Here is a 15,466-nt window from a genome sequence, read left to right on the forward strand (position 1 = left end):
AAAATGGCGTGATGAACCGAAGTCCGGAGTCCCCTGTTCCCTGCACGCCTGCGTCAAACGACGATGTGCGTGCCGAGCGTCATTTCGATGAAGCGGCGCTGAGTGCGCTCGCGCTCAACATCAAAACGTGGGGCCGTGAACTGGGTTTTGGGGCGATCGGCATCAGCGACACCGATCTCTCCGCTGCCGAAGCGCCGCTTGCAGCATGGCTGGAAGCGGGGTGCCACGGCGAGATGGATTATATGGCGAAACACGGTATGAAACGCGCGCGCCCCGCCGAGCTTGTGGCCGGCACGCGACGTGTGATTACCGCGCGCATCGCCTATTTGCCTGCGGAAACATTGAGCGGAAAGGCGCACGAAAGCGCTTTGCAGGACGTACCGCCGGCGCCGCCAGACTGGCGCGCAGCGGAGCATGCGCGGCTTGCGGACCCGTCGGCCGCAGTGGTGTCGATCTATGCGCGGGGCCGCGATTATCACAAGGTAATGCGTAACCGTTTGCAACATCTGGCCGAGAAAATCGAGGCGGAGATTGGCGCGTTCGGCTACCGCGTATTTACCGATTCGGCGCCGGTGCTCGAAGTGGAACTTGCCCAGAAGGCCGGAATCGGCTGGCGTGGCAAACACACGCTGCTGCTGCAGCGCGACGCGGGTTCGCTGTTTTTCCTGGGCGAAATCTACGTCGATGTGCCCTTGCCGACAGATGCCGAGACGTCGCCCGACGACGCGCCCGAAACGCCGGGCTCGCATTGCGGCAGTTGCACGCGCTGCATCGATGCCTGTCCGACGGGGGCGATCGTGGCGCCCTATAAGGTCGATGCACGCCTCTGTATTTCGTATCTGACGATCGAATTGAAGGGCAATATTCCCCTGGAAATGCGGCCGCTGATCGGTAATCGTGTGTATGGCTGCGACGATTGCCAGCTCGTGTGTCCTTGGAACAAGTTTGCGCAGGCCGCGCCGGCCGCCGATTTCGATGTGCGGCATGGACTCGATCGCGCGACGCTGGTCGAACTGTTTGCATGGTCCGCCGACGAGTTCGATACGCGCATGCAGGGCAGTGCGATTCGTCGCATCGGCTATGAGAGTTGGTTGCGCAATCTGGCTGTGGGGATGGGTAATGCGCTGCGGGCTTCGTCGGAGAGTTTGAGTGGGGATGCGCGCGAGGCAATTGTTGATGCGCTGAAGTTGCGCGTTGAAGATCCTTCTGCCGTCGTGCGCGAGCATGTGGAGTGGGCGTTGGAAGCGGCGTAAAGTAGCGGCAATCACGGAGCAGGCAACCATGTTCAATGCAGTGATCGATGCACCGTTCGGCAAGGTCGGCATTCGCCTCGAAGGCGAGGCCGTACGTGAGATCGTCTATCTGCCGGAGTCGGTGCAGAGCGTGACGCCGGACACGCCTCTGGCAAAGCAGGCCGTCGAGCAGATCGAGCAATATTTCGAGCGGGCGTCCGCGAAGTTCGAATTGCCGCTGGCAGCGGTCGGCACCCCGTTTCAGCGGCGCGTGTGGCAAGCGATCAGCGACATCCCGCCGGGCGTCGTGTTGACCTACGGGCAACTTGCACGGCAGCTAGGTAGTGTGCCGCGCGCGGTCGGCCAGGCGTGTGGTTCCAATTACTTTCCGATCGTGATCCCGTGTCATCGGGTGGTTAGTGCGAGCGGCATCGGCGGATTCGCGCATCACGCCGGAGACGGCTTCTTTCGCAACGTCAAGCGCTGGCTTCTGGCGCATGAAGGCATTTCCTACGCATGAGCGACACCGTGGCTGACGACGCGCCCATCGCGTCACCTTTGTTTGTATCGAGCTCGGCCTCGATCGACGCCTTCTGCGACGCGTTGTGGCTCGAGCACGGCTTGTCGCGCAACACGCTCGATGCGTACCGGCGCGATCTGCGCCTGTTCTGCGAATGGCTCGCGCAAGCCCGCAACACGTCGCTCGACACGGCCAGCGAGGCCGATCTCAACGCCTACAGCGCGGCTCGTCAGAAAGACAAATCCACTTCGGCGAACCGGCGGCTCTCGGTGTTTCGCCGCTATTACGGCTGGGCCGTGCGCGAGCATCGCGCAAAGGCCGATCCGACGGTGCGTATCCGTTCAGCCAAGCAACCGCCGCGTTTTCCGTCGACGCTCAGCGAAGCGCAAGTCGAAGCGCTTCTAGGTGCGCCGGATATCGGCACGCCCTTGGGCCTGCGCGATCGCACCATGCTGGAATTGATGTACGCAAGCGGCTTGCGTGTCACCGAACTCGTCACGCTGAAGACGGTGGAAGTGGGCCTGAACGAAGGCGTAGTGCGCGTGATGGGCAAGGGTTCGAAAGAGCGCCTGATTCCGTTCGGCGAAGAGGCGCACGGCTGGATCGAACGTTATCTGCGCGAAGCGCGTCCGGCTTTGCTCGGTGCGCGCGCGACGGATGCGCTGTTCGTCACGAGCCGCGCGGAGGGCATGACCCGCCAGCAGTTCTGGAACATCATCAAGCGTCACGCGGCGGCGGCCGACGTGCGCGCGCCGCTCTCGCCGCATACGTTGCGGCACGCGTTCGCGACGCACCTGCTGAACCATGGCGCCGATTTGCGCGTCGTTCAGTTGCTACTCGGTCATACGGATATCTCGACCACGCAAATCTATACGCACGTGGCCCGCGAACGCTTGAAGTCGCTGCATGCGCAGCATCATCCGCGCGGGTGAGGCGCGTTAGACGAATTCGCGAAGCCGGTGCTTGAGAATCTTGCCAGTCGACGCGGCCGGCAGCGCGGCGAGCACCTTCACTTCGGCAGGGCGCTTGTACGGCGCGAGACGCTCGCCGCACCACGCGATCAGTTCAGCCGGCGTCACCGTCGCGCCCGCGATCAATTCGACGAACGCGACCACTTCCTCGTTACCCTCCACCGCGCGCCCGATCACCGCCGACTGCACCACCTGCGGATGCGCGTTCAACACGTGCTCGACTTCCGCGGGATACACGTTGAAGCCCGAGCGGATGATCAGCTCCTTGCTGCGCCCGACGATATGCAATGCGCCGTCCGCGTCCTGCCGGGCGAGATCGCCGGTCTTGAGCCAGCCGTCTTCGGTAACGACGGCGCGGGTCTGCTCTGGGCTGCGGTAGTAGCCCAGCATCACGTTCGGGCCACGCACCCACAGTTCGCCGATTTCGCCCGGCGCGGCATCCACGCCGTCGAGTCCGACGAACCGCACCTCGACGCCAGGAATGACCTCACCGACTGAGCAATCGCTGCGCGGCGCATCGAGCATGGTGTGGGAGACGGTCGGACTGCTCTCGGTCATGCCATAGCCGTTGTGGAGCGGCAGGCCGTAGACGCTTTCGACGTGCGCCTTGAGCGCGGCGTCGAGCGGCGAGCCGCCCGAATAGGCAAAGCGTAGACGCGGCGCGGACCACGCGTGGCCGTGCGTTTGCAAATGTTCGAGCAGTTTGGCGTGCATGGCCGGGACGCCCTGAAAGATCGACACGCGCTCGTCGGCGAGCGCCCGCCGCACCGCTTCCGGTGCGAAACGCGGAGCGAGGCGCAAGGTCGCGCCGGCGTGCAGGCTGCCGAGGCAGACCGACGCAAAGCCGTACACGTGCGAGATCGGCAGAACGGCGTACACGACATCGTCCGGACCGACATTGCGCAAACGGCTCGAGACGGCTGCGATGAAGAGCAGATTGCGGTGGGACAGCATTACGCCTTTCGGCGCGCCCGTGGTTCCCGTGGTGTAGATCAGCGCGGCGCATTGACGGTCATTCGCGGCTTCGACCGGCTCGGCTTTCGCGTCGGCGTCGATCGTGTACGACCAGGCGCCGATATCCGGCGTGATGGCAGGCGCTGTCGTGGCTTGGTGCCGCTGCGCATGCTGTTGGGCATCCACGGAGCTTTCGACCTCATACGCGACCAAGCGAGGCTGCGCGTGCGCCCGGATCGCGTCGAGTTCGGCGGCGGACAGACGGGCATTCGACACCAGCGCCCACGCGTCGAGTTGCGCGGTGGCGAACAGCAGCACGATCTGCACGATGCTGTTCTCGGCCACGATCATCACGCGATCGCCGCCACGCACGCCCCATTCGCGCAACTGCGCGGCGGTGGCATTGACGGCTTCCAGAAGCTGCGCGCTGGTGAGGCGGCGCGCATCCTCGATCAGGGCGACGTGTTGCGGATCGCGCGCGGCCGCGAGCGCCGGAATGTCGGCAATACGCGTGGGCAGGGCGGCCAGCAGCGCGGGAATGTCGATCGTGGAACGGGTGGATGAATCGAGGCTCAATGCTGTCTCCTGTGTCGACCAGAGTTGGCGCTTTAGCGCCTTACTCTGGTCCCATGCAAAGCTGTCGACCAGAGTTCGCGCTCTGCATAGTCGCTAAACGTATTCAGTGCCCGGCATACAGTGTGCCGAAAGATTTGCGAACGATCGTGCCACAATCGCCGATCCCGCACAATTGGCCGTTCGGCAAATAGCCGTTGCGCAAACTCGCCATTACAATGCGCCGATGAGCAAATCCAGACACGTTTCCGAAACGCCCGCGACGCAGTTTCTGCGCCGTCACGGCGTCACTTTCGGCGAACATCCTTATGATTACGTGGAGCACGGCGGCACCGAGGAATCGGCGCGCCAGCTCGGCGTGGACGAACACCATGTCGTGAAGACGTTGGTGATGGAAGACGAGCACGCCAAGCCGCTGATCGTGTTGATGCACGGCGATCGCACCGTCAGCACCAAGAATCTGGCGCGACAGATCGGTGTGAAACGCGTCGAGCCATGCAAACCCGAGGTGGCGAACCGGCATTCCGGCTATCTGATCGGCGGCACATCGCCGTTTGGTACGCGCAAACAGATGCCGGTGTACGTCGAGTCGAGCATCCTCGAGATGGACAAGATCTGGCTGAACGGCGGGCGGCGCGGTTTTCTGGTCAGCATCGAGCCCACGATTTTGACCGGCTTGCTGGCGGCGAAGCCGGTTCAGTGCGCGAGCGTCGATTGACGTTTGTCTCAATGTTTTCCGGGCGGGTGGGTTCGGTAGAATGTGCGCCGCCTTGTTCCCTGTTGCGGTTGGGGTGTCGAGTTTCAGACCGCCGATCCTTATAAGAGTCCCAGATGCAAAACCTGATCGTTGCTGTCGTTGCCTACCTGATCGGCTCGGTGTCGTTTGCCGTGATCGTGAGCGCCGCCATGGGGCTGGACGACCCGCGCTCATACGGCTCGGGCAACCCGGGCGCTACCAACGTGCTGCGCAGCGGCAGCAAGAAGGCCGCGATTCTCACCCTGATCGGCGACGCCTTTAAAGGATGGCTGCCGGTGTGGTTCGTGGTGCACTTCGGCGCGCGTTACGGCCTCGACGATATGTCAGTCGCGATTGCATCCATTGCTGTGTTTCTCGGCCATCTGTATCCGATCTTCTTCCGCTTCAAAGGCGGCAAGGGCGTGGCCACCGCGGCGGGCGTGCTGCTCGCGATCAACCCGATCCTTGGCGTGGCCACCTTGCTTACGTGGCTGATCGTGGCGTTTTTCACGCGCTATTCTTCGCTGGCGGCACTGGCCGCGGCGGTGTTCGCACCGATCTTCGACGGCTTTCTGTTCGGGCCGCATATCATCGCGCTGGCGATTGTCGTGATGAGTTCGCTGCTAGTCTGGCGCCACCGCGGCAACATCGCCAAATTGATGCGCGGGCAGGAAAGCCGTATCGGCGCGAAGAAGAAACCAGACGCAGCGGCCTAGCGCGGCGGGTGGTAACGAACCTTGAGCGTGGGCGGGGTACGGCCGGGTGTTAGCCGGCGTGCCTGAGTGCCTTCACGAAGTACGAGCTGAACGCGCATGGGTCATGTGCTGAGCGCATGCAATCCGTGCGGGTGCTGAGTCGGGTGCCGAGTGTCAATGCGGCCCCTTGCCGAGCCTCAACGCACGCCCATTGCCGAGGGGCGACACGCGCTCGGCCTTGAGCGTGACGCGAGTTCAGTCGCGGAAGTTGTTGAAGTCGAGCGGAGTGTCAGTCACGTCCTTGCGCAGCATCGCGATCACGCTTTGCAGATCGTCGCGCTTGCCACCGGTGATGCGCACCGCGTCGCCCTGAATGCTCGCCTGGACCTTGATCTTGCTGTCCTTCACGAGACGCACGATTTTCTTCGACAGATCGCCAGACACACCTTTCTTGATCTTGATGATCTGCTTGACCTTGTCGCCGCCGATCTTCTCGATCTTGCCGTAGTCGAGAAAGCGCACATCCACATTGCGCTTGGCCATTTTTGACAGCAGGACGTCTTTCACCTGACCGAGCTTGAAGTCGTCGTCGGCGTAGGCGGTGATTTCGCTTTCCTTGTGCTCGACGCGCGCGTCCGACCCTTTGAAGTCGAAGCGGGTTGAAATTTCCTTGTTGGACTGCTCGATCGCGTTCTTGACTTCGATCATGTCTGCTTCGCAGACGACGTCAAACGATGGCATTGTTTTCTCCCAATAGTGCTGCGGTGCGTGGCGCGGCCGGTCGGCTGCTCACGAGGCACTCGCTATAATCACGGACCGGACGTCATTTTACCGACGCCACTCCCTTTTGCCTAAGGCCGCCGCGCATTGTCGTGCGGCCGCGGCCCGATGTCGTTTAGCTGGCCGTTCCATTCTTCTCATTCCGATGTCCCGATCCGACTCCGCCGCGTTCATTGCCGGCTATCCGCTGAAGGCGCATAACACCTTCGGTTTCGATGTTCGCGCGCAGTTTGCGTGCCGGATCGAACACGAAGCGCAACTGATGGCTGCCGTGCGCGATCCGCGTGCTGCCGGCTTGCCGCGGCTGGTGCTGGGCGGCGGCAGCAATGTCGTGCTGACGGGCGACTTCGCCGGACTGGTGCTGCTGGTGGCGCTGCAAGGCCGCCGCGTCGTGCGCGAGGACGATGATGCATGGTACGTCGAGGCGGCAGCCGGCGAGCCATGGCATGACTTTGTCGCGTGGACTTTGACGCAAGGGCTGCCTGGGCTGGAGAACCTTGCGCTGATTCCGGGCACGGTGGGCGCAGCGCCGATTCAGAACATCGGCGCATATGGGCTGGAGATGTGCGAGCGATTTGCGTCGCTGCGGGCGATTGAGCTCGAAACGGGCGCCGTCGTCGAGCTCGATGCAAAGGCGTGCCGATTCGGTTACCGCGACAGTTTTTTCAAGCGGGAAGGGCGCGACCGGTTTGTCATCACGTCGGTCACTTTCCGTTTGCCGAAGGTTTGGCAGCCGCGCGCGGGCTATGCGGATATCGCGCGTGAACTGGCTGCCGGTGGTCATGCCGATGCCGCCGCGCCGAGTGCGCAGGCGATTTTCGACGCGGTAGTCGCGGTGCGGCGCGCCAAGCTGCCCGATCCGCTTCAGTTGGGTAACGCCGGGAGTTTCTTCAAGAATCCGGTCGTCGAAGCCACGCAGTTCGAAGCGCTGAAGGTCAAGGAGCCCGAGCTTGTGTCTTACCCGCAGCCGGACGGCCGGGTGAAGCTCGCGGCGGGCTGGCTGATCGATCGATGTGGCTGGAAAGGCCGCGCGATGGGTGCGGCGGCCGTGCATGAACGGCAGGCGCTGGTGCTGGTCAATCGCGGCGGGGCGAGCGGCGCCGAGGTGTTGGCGCTCGCAAAGGCGGTTCAGCGCGATGTGCTGGCGCGATTTGGAGTTGAACTGGAAGCGGAGCCGGTTTGCTTGTGATTGCGTGAGTGGCATGCAGCAATGAAAAAGGCGCCGGGAGCTTCCTCCCGGCGCCTTTTTGCATCTGAGCTTCGGCTTAGGTTGCGCTTTTCGGCGCTTAACTTCGCTAATGCTAACGCTTAGTCGCGCTGACGACGCGCATTCTCCGCAATCCGCATACGCAGCGCGTTGAGCTTGATGAACCCGCCAGCGTCGGCCTGGTTGTACGCACCGCCGTCGTCGTCGAACGTAGCGATCGTCTTGTCGAACAGCGTTTCCTTCGAATCGCGCGCGACAACCGAGACGCTGCCCTTGTACAGCTTCACACGCACCCAGCCGTTGACCTTTTCTTGCGTATGGTCGATCAGTACCTGGATTGCGCGACGCTCCGGGCTCCACCAGTAGCCGTTGTAAATCAGCGATGCGTAACGGGCCATCAGGTCGTCTTTCAGGTGGGCCACTTCGCGGTCGAGCGTGATCGACTCGATGCCGCGGTGCGCCTTCAGCATGATCGTGCCGCCCGGCGTTTCATAGCAGCCGCGCGACTTCATGCCGACGTAACGGTTTTCGACCAGGTCCAGACGGCCGATGCCGTGCTTGCCACCCAGACGGTTCAGCTCGGTCAGCATTTCCGCCGGCGACAGACGCTTGCCGTTGATCGCGACCGGGTCGCCGTGCTCGTACTCGATGTCGAGGTATTCAGCCTGGTCGGGCGCCTGTTCCGGCGACACCGTCCAACGCCACATATCGGCTTCGGCTTCGGCCTTCGGGTCTTCCAGGTGACGGCCTTCGAACGAGATGTGCAGCAGGTTCGCGTCCATCGAATACGGCGCGCCACCTTGCTTGTGCTTCATTTCGATCGGAATGCCGGCCTTTTCAGCGTACGCGAGCAGTTTTTCGCGCGACAGCAGATCCCATTCGCGCCACGGTGCGATCACCTTGATGCCCGGTTCCAGCGCGTAATAACCGAGTTCGAAGCGAACCTGGTCGTTGCCCTTGCCGGTTGCGCCGTGCGAGACCGCTTGCGCGCCAGTGGCGCGGGCGATTTCGATCTGACGCTTGGCGATCAGCGGACGTGCGATCGACGTGCCCAGCAGGTATTCGCCTTCATAGATCGTGTTGGCGCGGAACATCGGGAACACGTAGTCGCGCACGAATTCTTCGCGCAGGTCTTCGATGAAGATGTTGTCCTGTTTGATGCCGAGTTGCAGGGCTTTCTTGCGCGCCGGTTCCAGCTCTTCGCCCTGGCCGATGTCGGCCGTAAACGTGACGACTTCGGCGTCGTAATTGTCCTGCAACCACTTCAGGATGACGGAGGTGTCGAGGCCGCCCGAATAGGCGAGCACGACTTTCTTGATATCGCTCATGGTGAACTCGTAGCTGGAGAAAGCTGGAAAACAAGGCGCGCCGGCGGTTCCGGAGCGCGGAAAACCACTATTTTGACACTAAACCGCCGCTTGCCCGCGTTTTTGGAGTGCTGCGGTGGGTGAGCCGGTTCCGTTTGCTTTCGCGGACGCCGGCTCGATGCGTGGCGTTAAACGTGGATGCCTTGCCTCGTATTCAAGGCCCCGTCACGCTTCACGCAGGTGCTGCGTAGCCGGCTCGCTTAGTGATTCAGCTTGCCGAGCAGCAGGTATTCCATCAACGCCTTTTGCACGTGCAGACGATTTTCCGCTTCGTCCCACACGACACTTTGCGGGCCGTCGATCACTTCCGCGCTGACTTCCTCGCCGCGGTGGGCAGGCAGGCAGTGCATGAACAATGCGTCAGAATTGGCGCGCGCCATCATTTCGGCGTCGACGCACCAGTCTGCAAAGGCTTTCTTGCGGGCTTCGTTTTCAGCCTCGAAGCCCATGCTGGTCCACACGTCCGTGGTGACCAGATCGGCGCCCGTGCAGGCCTCGTTCGGGTCGTCGAATTCCTGATAGAACGGGGCACTTTCGGCGGCGACCATGGCGTGGTCGAGCTTGTAGCCCGGCGGCGTGGACAGGCGCAGCTTGAAACCGAGAATCTGGGCGGCTTCGATCCACGTGTACAGCATGTTGTTCGCATCGCCGACCCACGCGACCGTCTTGTCGCGAATCGGACCGCGATGTTCGAAATACGTGAAGATGTCCGCCAGCACCTGGCACGGGTGATATTCGTTGGTCAGCCCATTGATCACCGGCACGCGCGAATTTTCGGCAAAGCGCGTGAGAATGTCCTGGCCGAAGGTGCGGATCATGATGATGTCGACCATGCGCGAGATCACTTGCGCGGCGTCTTCGATCGGCTCGCCGCGCCCGAGCTGCGTGTCGCGTGTGCTCATGAAGACGGCGTGGCCGCCCAGCTGGAAGATGCCGGCTTCGAACGACAGGCGCGTGCGCGTCGAGTTTTTCTCGAAGATCATCGCCAGTGTACGGTCGTGCAGCGGGTGGTAAGTCTCGTAGTTCTTGAATTTGCGTTTCAGAATGCGCGCGCGTTCCAGCACGTACTCGTAGTCTTCCAGCGAGAAATCCTTGAACTGCAGGTAGTGGCGAATTTTCTTGGCGGTCATGAAACAAATACGGCGGTCTCACCCGGCAGGATTGCCGGACGGCGCCGCCGTCTTTTGTGGTAACTCAATGCAGCATAAAGGATTTCGCCCCGTTTGACGAGTCGGCCAAAAGGCCAGGCAAGCTGTCTGAAAGCCTTTCGCAACGTTCAAACGAGGCTTGTGTGCGCTGCGGAAAAAGGTCCGCTGCGCTATAATCTACCGGTTATCCCTAAGCCCAGCAGGCCGGTATTAAGCTCGCGGGACACGGCTCGCGCACTCCGGAAAGTTTCGTCGCGATGCGCCGTCAAGATGAGCGCCGAGGCGGCTTATCTGGCCCTTCGTGGTTTCTGGCGGCGCAGCTCGCCATTCAGGCGTGGCCAACGTGTTCAGGCATCCCAAAGCCGCTTTGCAGTCAGCTTTGCCGTCATCCCGCTGGGCAGTCACACAGGTATTCCTACATGGCCGAAGCAGCTCCAACCGAATATTTCATTCAGGGCATCACGTCGACCGGAAAAAAGTTTCGGCCGAGTGACTGGTCGGAGCGGCTCGCAGGCGTCATGGCGTGCTTTGGTCCCAGCCCACGGGGCAGGGGCCCGAATGCTTACCTGCAATACTCGTTGTATGTCCGGCCCACCATGATCGGTGACCTCAAATGCGTGATTCTCGATTCGCGCTTGCGCGACATCGAGCCGATGGCCTTCGATTTCGTTCTCAACTTCGCGAAAGATAATGACCTTCTCGTGACCGAGGCTTGCGAGTTGCAACTCGAGCACGCTACGCCGCAAGAGAAAAGGCACGTGATCTAACGCGAGCTAGCCGGGCCGGATCGGCAAAAGAAAAACCCGCCATTGGCGGGTTTTTTTGCGCCTGAAGCATTGGCTTCAAGGCGGGTGGCTTCGATGTGCAGCCAACTGACTCGCGAGCAGGCGTGAGTCAGCGTCCGTTTCCGTCGGGCCAAGCAAAAAAGCCCGCCGAAGCGGGCTTTTCTGTAGCAGCGGAAACAGGAGGTAGCCCACCGAAGCGGGCTGACCGAATTTACTGCGCTGCGGGTGCTTGCAGACCCTTGAGGGCTGCAGCCAGACGGCTCTTGTTACGAGCTGCCTTGTTCTTGTGAACGATTTTCTTGTCGGCGATGATGTCGATGGTCTTCGACGATGCCTGGAAGATCTCGACGGCCTTAGCCTTGTCGCCTGCTTCGATTGCCTTGCGGACAGCCTTGATAGCCGTGCGGAACTTCGAGCGCAGTGCCGAGTTGTGCGAGTTTGCCTTGGCGGCCTGGCGGGCGCGCTTGCGTGCTTGTGCGGAGTTAGCCATGACGGTTCCTTATCCTGTTCCTGTTTCCAGTACCTGACCTTCAAGTGGTGAGGTGCTGCTTTTAGATCGAACTCTTGGAAGCGATTGCCCAAGAGCGCAAAAGTGTCGAAATAATTCGAAAAATCGATCGGCCTACGCGAAGGCGGGCCCGTGTTCCGGTGTATTTCGAGGCTGGTTGGCGCCTCAATATGGCTTGCGCGCCGCTGGAGCGACGCCTGCCTACTGCGTGCCCGAACCTCCTCGAAAACCCGTCCGAAAATTGAGCGAGCTTCGAAACCGGCGATTATAGCAACAAAATCAGGCACGTGGCAACGAGGAATCGCCAATTCTGATACGCCGGGTCGGCGCGCCTCGCTGGGGATTCTGTTAGTTTTGGCGAGTTTCGGCGATTCACGAACGTCTTGGCGCCGCCACAACGGGCAAGCGCGGCAGCGAGGGTGCGACTCGCGGAATCCGCGGCAAGCAACAAAAAACAACCCGATCCGCTCATCCGACCGAACGTCTGCGGCGCAAATCGGTCCGATTCGCGTTCCGGCTCGTCGTCCGCACCTGCGGCACCCGTATAATAAGCGCCCCATGAATCTATTCCGAGCCCTGCTGACGGTCAGCGGCTTCACGCTGCTGTCGCGCGTGACCGGACTGGCCCGCGAAACGCTGATCGCCCGCGCGTTCGGCGCCAGTCAATATACTGACGCGTTTTACGTCGCCTTCCGCATTCCCAATCTGCTGCGCCGCATTTCCGCCGAGGGTGCTTTCTCGCAAGCCTTTGTGCCGATTCTGGCCGAATTCAAGAACCAGCAAGGACACGACGCCACCAAGGCGCTCGTCGACGCGACCTCGACCGTACTGGCCTGGGCGCTCGCGATTCTCTCGCTGATCGGTGTGGTGGGGGCGTCGGGCGTCGTGTTCATTGTCGCGTCAGGGCTCGCGCATGAAGGCCAGGCCTATGCGCTAGCGGTCACGATGACGCGCATCATGTTCCCGTACATTATTTTCATCTCGCTGACGTCGCTGGCGTCGGGCGTGCTGAATACGTACAAGAACTTTTCGCTGCCCGCGTTCGCCCCGGTCCTGCTGAACGTCGCGTTCATCGTCGCGGCAGTGTTTGTCGCGCCGCGCCTGCAAACGCCGGTCTACGCGCTCGCGTGGGCGGTGATCGCCGGCGGCGTGCTGCAATTCGTCGTGCAACTGCCCGGTCTGAAGAAGATCGACATGCTGCCGCGTATCGGCCTGAATCCGCTGAAGGCGCTCGCGCACCGTGGCGTGAAGCGGGTGCTGTCGAAGATGGTGCCGGCGATGTTCGCCGTGTCGGTCGCGCAGATCAGCCTGATCATCAACACTAATATTGCGTCGCGCATCGGCCCGGGCGCCGTCTCCTGGATCAATTACGCCGACCGGCTGATGGAGTTTCCCACTGCGTTGCTCGGCGTCGCGCTCGGCACGATCCTGCTGCCGAGCCTCTCGAAGGCACACGTGGACGCCGATCCGCACGAGTATTCGTCGCTGCTCGACTGGGGGCTGCGCGTCACTTTTCTGCTGGCCGCCCCGAGCGCCGTCGCGCTGTTCTTCTTCGCCCAGCCGCTCACCGCGACGCTGTTCCACTACGGCAAGTTCGACGGCAATTCGGTGGTCATGGTTGGCCGTGCGCTGTCGGCCTACGGCATCGGCCTGATCGGCCTGATTCTCATCAAGATCCTCGCGCCCGGTTTTTACGCGAAACAGGACATCAAGACGCCGGTGAAAATCGGCATCGGCGTGCTGATCGTCACGCAACTGAGTAACTATCTGTTCGTGCCAATCTTCGCGCATGCGGGTCTCACGTTGAGCGTCGGGCTTGGCGCTTGCGTCAACGCTCTATTCCTGTTCCTCGGCTTGCGCAAGCGCGGCATCTACATGCCGTCGAACGGCTGGTTGAAGTTCTTCGTGCAGTTGTTCGGCGCCTGTCTGGTGCTGGCCGGCACGATGCATTGGCTTGCGATCAGCTTCGACTGGATCGGCATGCATAACCGGCCGGTCGACCGGATCGTGTTGCTGGGGGCGTGCCTGGTACTGTTCGCCGCGCTATATTTCGGTATGCTTTGGCTGATGGGCTTCAAGTACGCGTATTTCAAAAGGCGAGTGAAGTGATCACGATGACGCGAGTTCTCGACTATTTCAGTACGCTGGTTGCCGAAGATGACAGCCTGCCGCTGACCGAGGCGGCGCTCTCGCTCGCGCAGGACGCTTATCCCGATCTCGATTTGCAAGGCACGCTGGCCGAGATCGACGAGCTGGTTTTGCGTTTGCAGCGCCGCATGCCGGACGATGCCGACATCAGGCAGAAGGTCGGCATTCTCAACCGTTTCTTCTTCCGCGAGCTGGGTTTCGCCAGCAACCTCAACGATTATTACGATCCCGACAACAGCCATCTGAATATGGTGCTCAAGCGGCGCCGCGGCATTCCGATTTCGCTGGCGGTGCTGTATCTGGAGATGGCCGAGCAGATCGGCGTCCCGGCGCGCGGTGTGTCGTTTCCGGGCCACTTCCTGTTGCGCGTCACCACGCCGGATGGCGACGTGATGCTCGATCCGACTAGCGGGCATTCGCTGTCCGAATCGCAGATGGTGGACATGCTGGAGCCGTATGTGGCGTCGGCGGGCGAGTCGGTGAGCAGGGCGCTGCGCATCTTGCTGCAGCCGGCCACGCGCCGCGAGATCATCGCTCGCATGCTGCGCAATCTGAAGTCCACGTATCTTCAGACGGAACGCTGGCAGCGTCTGCTGGCTGTGCAGCAGCGTCTCGTGATTCTGCTGCCGGACAGTATCGAAGAAGTGCGCGATCGCGGTTTCGCCTACGCGCGGCTCGATTATCTGCGCCCGGCGCTCGAAGACCTCGAACGCTATCTCGGCGATCGGCCGGATGCGGAGGACGCGACGGTGGTGGAGTCGCAGTTGCACGAACTGCGTCAACGCACCCAGTACGACGATCGCGACTAAGAGCCGCTTTCCGGCCTACCGGTAAAAACAAAACGCCTGCACATGACGCATATGATTCATGCGGTGCAGGCGTTTTTCATTAGCGCAGCCGCATAAAGCGCCGCGCCGGGTAAATCATTACTTCGGCTGCATCCGGATCGCGCCGTCCAGGCGAATCACTTCGCCGTTGAGCATCGGATTGTCGAAGATCTGCTTGGCCAGCATCGCGTACTCGGCCGGCTTGCCGAGGCGTGGCGGGAACGGCACCATCGCGCCGAGCGCGTCCTGCACTTCCTGCGGCATGCCGAGCAGCATCGGCGTTTCGAAGATGCCCGGGGCAATCGTCATTACGCGGATTGCGTTGCGCGACAGGTCGCGTGCGATTGGCAGCGTCATGCCGACCACGCCGCCCTTGGACGCAGCGTAGGCGGCCTGGCCGATCTGGCCGTCATACGCGGCCACCGATGCCGTGTTGATGATCACGCCACGCTCGCCATTCGCATTCGGTTCGTTCTTCGACATGGCCGCGGCGGCGAGCCGGATCATGTTAAAGGTGCCGATCAGATTGATGGAGATGGTGCGAGCGAACGACTCGAGCGGATGCGGGCCGTCTTTGCCGACCGTCTTGATGGCGGGCGCAACGCCCGCGCAATTGACGAGGCCGCGCAGCGTGCCGAGCTTCGTGGCGGCTTCGACCGCTTGCGTAGCGTCGTCTTCGCGGCTCACGTCGCACTTGACGAACACGCCGCCGAGTTCCTTCGCGAGCGCCTCTCCGGCATCCTGATTCAGATCGGCCAGCACCACCTTGCCGCCGTTTTCGACCAAAAGGTGCGCCGTGGCCGCGCCGAGACCCGATGCACCGCCGGTGATCAGGAATACGTTGTCACGAATCTCCATGTCTTCTCCTTTGCTTCAGTTCAGTAATGTCTCGATCGAATATCTTTTCGATGATCGATTGTAACGGCTATGCTGCAATGCGGAAAGCGAAGCGGCGGGGATGCCGGCCGGGTGTGGCCCCTGGGGGTCGAAAACCCATAGTGCCGCTGAACTGCTA

15 protein-coding genes are annotated in these 15,466 nt (G+C 61.8%); 9 read left to right on the forward strand and 6 right to left on the reverse strand.

Annotated elements, in window-relative coordinates; all coding sequences use genetic code 11:
• The first annotated feature begins 11 nt into the window (after positions 1–11).
• Genes queG through xerD form a run of 3 tightly spaced genes read left to right on the forward strand, consistent with a single transcriptional unit; the run spans position 12 to position 2,684 of the window.
• Entirely contained in the window at positions 12–1,253 is a 1,242-nt protein-coding gene (queG, locus tag M0D66_RS05120) for a tRNA epoxyqueuosine(34) reductase QueG (RefSeq protein WP_266209209.1), read from the forward strand.
• A 28-nt stretch (positions 1,254–1,281) separates the two neighbouring features.
• Complete coding sequence (locus M0D66_RS05125) at positions 1,282–1,752, forward strand: methylated-DNA--[protein]-cysteine S-methyltransferase (RefSeq protein ID WP_266209210.1); 471 nt, start codon at positions 1,282–1,284, stop codon at positions 1,750–1,752.
• Entirely contained in the window at positions 1,749–2,684 is a 936-nt protein-coding gene (xerD, locus tag M0D66_RS05130) for a site-specific tyrosine recombinase XerD (protein WP_211705861.1), read from the forward strand. Before M0D66_RS05125 ends, xerD begins: the two co-directional genes overlap by 4 nt.
• A gap of 6 nt (positions 2,685–2,690) precedes the next feature.
• On the opposite strand, the gene M0D66_RS05135 is transcribed toward xerD, so the two are convergent.
• Positions 2,691–4,253: a class I adenylate-forming enzyme family protein gene (locus M0D66_RS05135; protein ID WP_266209211.1), complete on the reverse strand. Its 1,563-nt coding sequence runs from the start codon at positions 4,251–4,253 to the stop codon at positions 2,691–2,693.
• A gap of 223 nt (positions 4,254–4,476) precedes the next feature.
• Here M0D66_RS05135 and ybaK point away from each other — a divergent pair, with 223 nt between their 5' ends.
• Both ybaK and plsY read left to right on the forward strand, forming a co-directional pair.
• A complete protein-coding gene (gene ybaK / locus M0D66_RS05140) occupies positions 4,477–4,968 on the forward strand; it encodes a Cys-tRNA(Pro) deacylase (RefSeq protein ID WP_266209212.1) in 492 nt (163 codons plus the stop codon).
• A gap of 113 nt (positions 4,969–5,081) precedes the next feature.
• Positions 5,082–5,702 (forward strand): glycerol-3-phosphate 1-O-acyltransferase PlsY, encoded by a 621-nt coding sequence (gene plsY, locus M0D66_RS05145; protein ID WP_266209214.1) that lies wholly within the window; start codon positions 5,082–5,084, stop codon positions 5,700–5,702.
• 234 nt (positions 5,703–5,936) lie between these two features.
• On the opposite strand, the gene M0D66_RS05150 is transcribed toward plsY, so the two are convergent.
• A complete protein-coding gene (locus M0D66_RS05150; protein ID WP_054034313.1) occupies positions 5,937–6,422 on the reverse strand; it encodes a YajQ family cyclic di-GMP-binding protein in 486 nt (161 codons plus the stop codon).
• Between the two features lie 184 nt (positions 6,423–6,606).
• On the opposite strand from M0D66_RS05150, the gene murB reads away from it, so the two are divergent.
• A complete protein-coding gene (gene murB / locus M0D66_RS05155; protein WP_266209217.1) occupies positions 6,607–7,650 on the forward strand; it encodes a UDP-N-acetylmuramate dehydrogenase in 1,044 nt (347 codons plus the stop codon).
• A gap of 119 nt (positions 7,651–7,769) precedes the next feature.
• Here the strand turns inward: murB and M0D66_RS05160 are convergent, their stop codons facing one another.
• On the reverse strand, positions 7,770–8,996 hold the full coding sequence (locus M0D66_RS05160) for an argininosuccinate synthase (RefSeq protein WP_054034311.1): 1,227 nt from the start codon (positions 8,994–8,996) through the stop codon (positions 7,770–7,772).
• A gap of 239 nt (positions 8,997–9,235) precedes the next feature.
• A complete protein-coding gene (argF, locus tag M0D66_RS05165; RefSeq protein WP_054034310.1) occupies positions 9,236–10,165 on the reverse strand; it encodes an ornithine carbamoyltransferase in 930 nt (309 codons plus the stop codon).
• 437 nt (positions 10,166–10,602) lie between these two features.
• Here argF and M0D66_RS05170 point away from each other — a divergent pair, with 437 nt between their 5' ends.
• A complete protein-coding gene (locus M0D66_RS05170) occupies positions 10,603–10,950 on the forward strand; it encodes a DUF3579 domain-containing protein (protein ID WP_054034308.1) in 348 nt (115 codons plus the stop codon).
• A 229-nt stretch (positions 10,951–11,179) separates the two neighbouring features.
• On the opposite strand, the gene rpsT is transcribed toward M0D66_RS05170, so the two are convergent.
• Positions 11,180–11,458, reverse strand: coding sequence for a 30S ribosomal protein S20 (gene rpsT / locus M0D66_RS05175; RefSeq protein ID WP_054034306.1), 279 nt, complete (start codon positions 11,456–11,458; stop codon positions 11,180–11,182).
• A 576-nt stretch (positions 11,459–12,034) separates the two neighbouring features.
• Between rpsT and murJ the strand changes: the two genes are divergently transcribed.
• Both murJ and M0D66_RS05185 read left to right on the forward strand, forming a co-directional pair.
• Positions 12,035–13,585 carry a murein biosynthesis integral membrane protein MurJ gene (gene murJ / locus M0D66_RS05180; RefSeq protein ID WP_093635712.1) on the forward strand — a complete coding sequence of 517 codons (1,551 nt, stop codon included), beginning with the start codon at positions 12,035–12,037 and terminating at the stop codon, positions 13,583–13,585.
• Positions 13,586–13,590: 5 nt separating this feature from the next.
• On the forward strand, positions 13,591–14,433 hold the full coding sequence (locus M0D66_RS05185) for a SirB1 family protein (protein WP_093635760.1): 843 nt from the start codon (positions 13,591–13,593) through the stop codon (positions 14,431–14,433).
• A 117-nt stretch (positions 14,434–14,550) separates the two neighbouring features.
• Here the strand turns inward: M0D66_RS05185 and M0D66_RS05190 are convergent, their stop codons facing one another.
• Positions 14,551–15,309 carry a 3-hydroxyacyl-CoA dehydrogenase gene (locus M0D66_RS05190; protein WP_093635714.1) on the reverse strand — a complete coding sequence of 253 codons (759 nt, stop codon included), beginning with the start codon at positions 15,307–15,309 and terminating at the stop codon, positions 14,551–14,553.
• Between the last annotated feature and the right edge of the window lie 157 nt (positions 15,310–15,466).

It is taken from the genome of Paraburkholderia sp. SECH2, assembly GCF_030464795.1.
GTDB classification, from domain to species: domain Bacteria; phylum Pseudomonadota; class Gammaproteobacteria; order Burkholderiales; family Burkholderiaceae; genus Paraburkholderia; species Paraburkholderia aspalathi.

Bases quoted from the DNA above. Each gene is read 5' to 3' on its own strand.
- queG (WP_266209209.1), top strand. From the start codon at position 12: ATGAACCGAAGTCCGGAGTCCCCTGTTCCCTGCACGCCTGCGTCAAAC.
- M0D66_RS05125 (WP_266209210.1), top strand. From the start codon at position 1,282: ATGTTCAATGCAGTGATCGATGCACCGTTCGGCAAGGTCGGCATTCGC.
- xerD (WP_211705861.1), top strand. From the start codon at position 1,749: ATGAGCGACACCGTGGCTGACGACGCGCCCATCGCGTCACCTTTGTTT.
- ybaK (WP_266209212.1), top strand. From the start codon at position 4,477: ATGAGCAAATCCAGACACGTTTCCGAAACGCCCGCGACGCAGTTTCTG.
- plsY (WP_266209214.1), top strand. From the start codon at position 5,082: ATGCAAAACCTGATCGTTGCTGTCGTTGCCTACCTGATCGGCTCGGTG.
- M0D66_RS05150 (WP_054034313.1), bottom strand. From the start codon at position 6,422: ATGCCATCGTTTGACGTCGTCTGCGAAGCAGACATGATCGAAGTCAAG.
- murB (WP_266209217.1), top strand. From the start codon at position 6,607: ATGTCCCGATCCGACTCCGCCGCGTTCATTGCCGGCTATCCGCTGAAG.
- M0D66_RS05160 (WP_054034311.1), bottom strand. From the start codon at position 8,996: ATGAGCGATATCAAGAAAGTCGTGCTCGCCTATTCGGGCGGCCTCGAC.
- argF (WP_054034310.1), bottom strand. From the start codon at position 10,165: ATGACCGCCAAGAAAATTCGCCACTACCTGCAGTTCAAGGATTTCTCG.
- M0D66_RS05170 (WP_054034308.1), top strand. From the start codon at position 10,603: ATGGCCGAAGCAGCTCCAACCGAATATTTCATTCAGGGCATCACGTCG.
- rpsT (WP_054034306.1), bottom strand. From the start codon at position 11,458: ATGGCTAACTCCGCACAAGCACGCAAGCGCGCCCGCCAGGCCGCCAAG.
- murJ (WP_093635712.1), top strand. From the start codon at position 12,035: ATGAATCTATTCCGAGCCCTGCTGACGGTCAGCGGCTTCACGCTGCTG.
- M0D66_RS05185 (WP_093635760.1), top strand. From the start codon at position 13,591: ATGACGCGAGTTCTCGACTATTTCAGTACGCTGGTTGCCGAAGATGAC.
- M0D66_RS05190 (WP_093635714.1), bottom strand. From the start codon at position 15,309: ATGGAGATTCGTGACAACGTATTCCTGATCACCGGCGGTGCATCGGGT.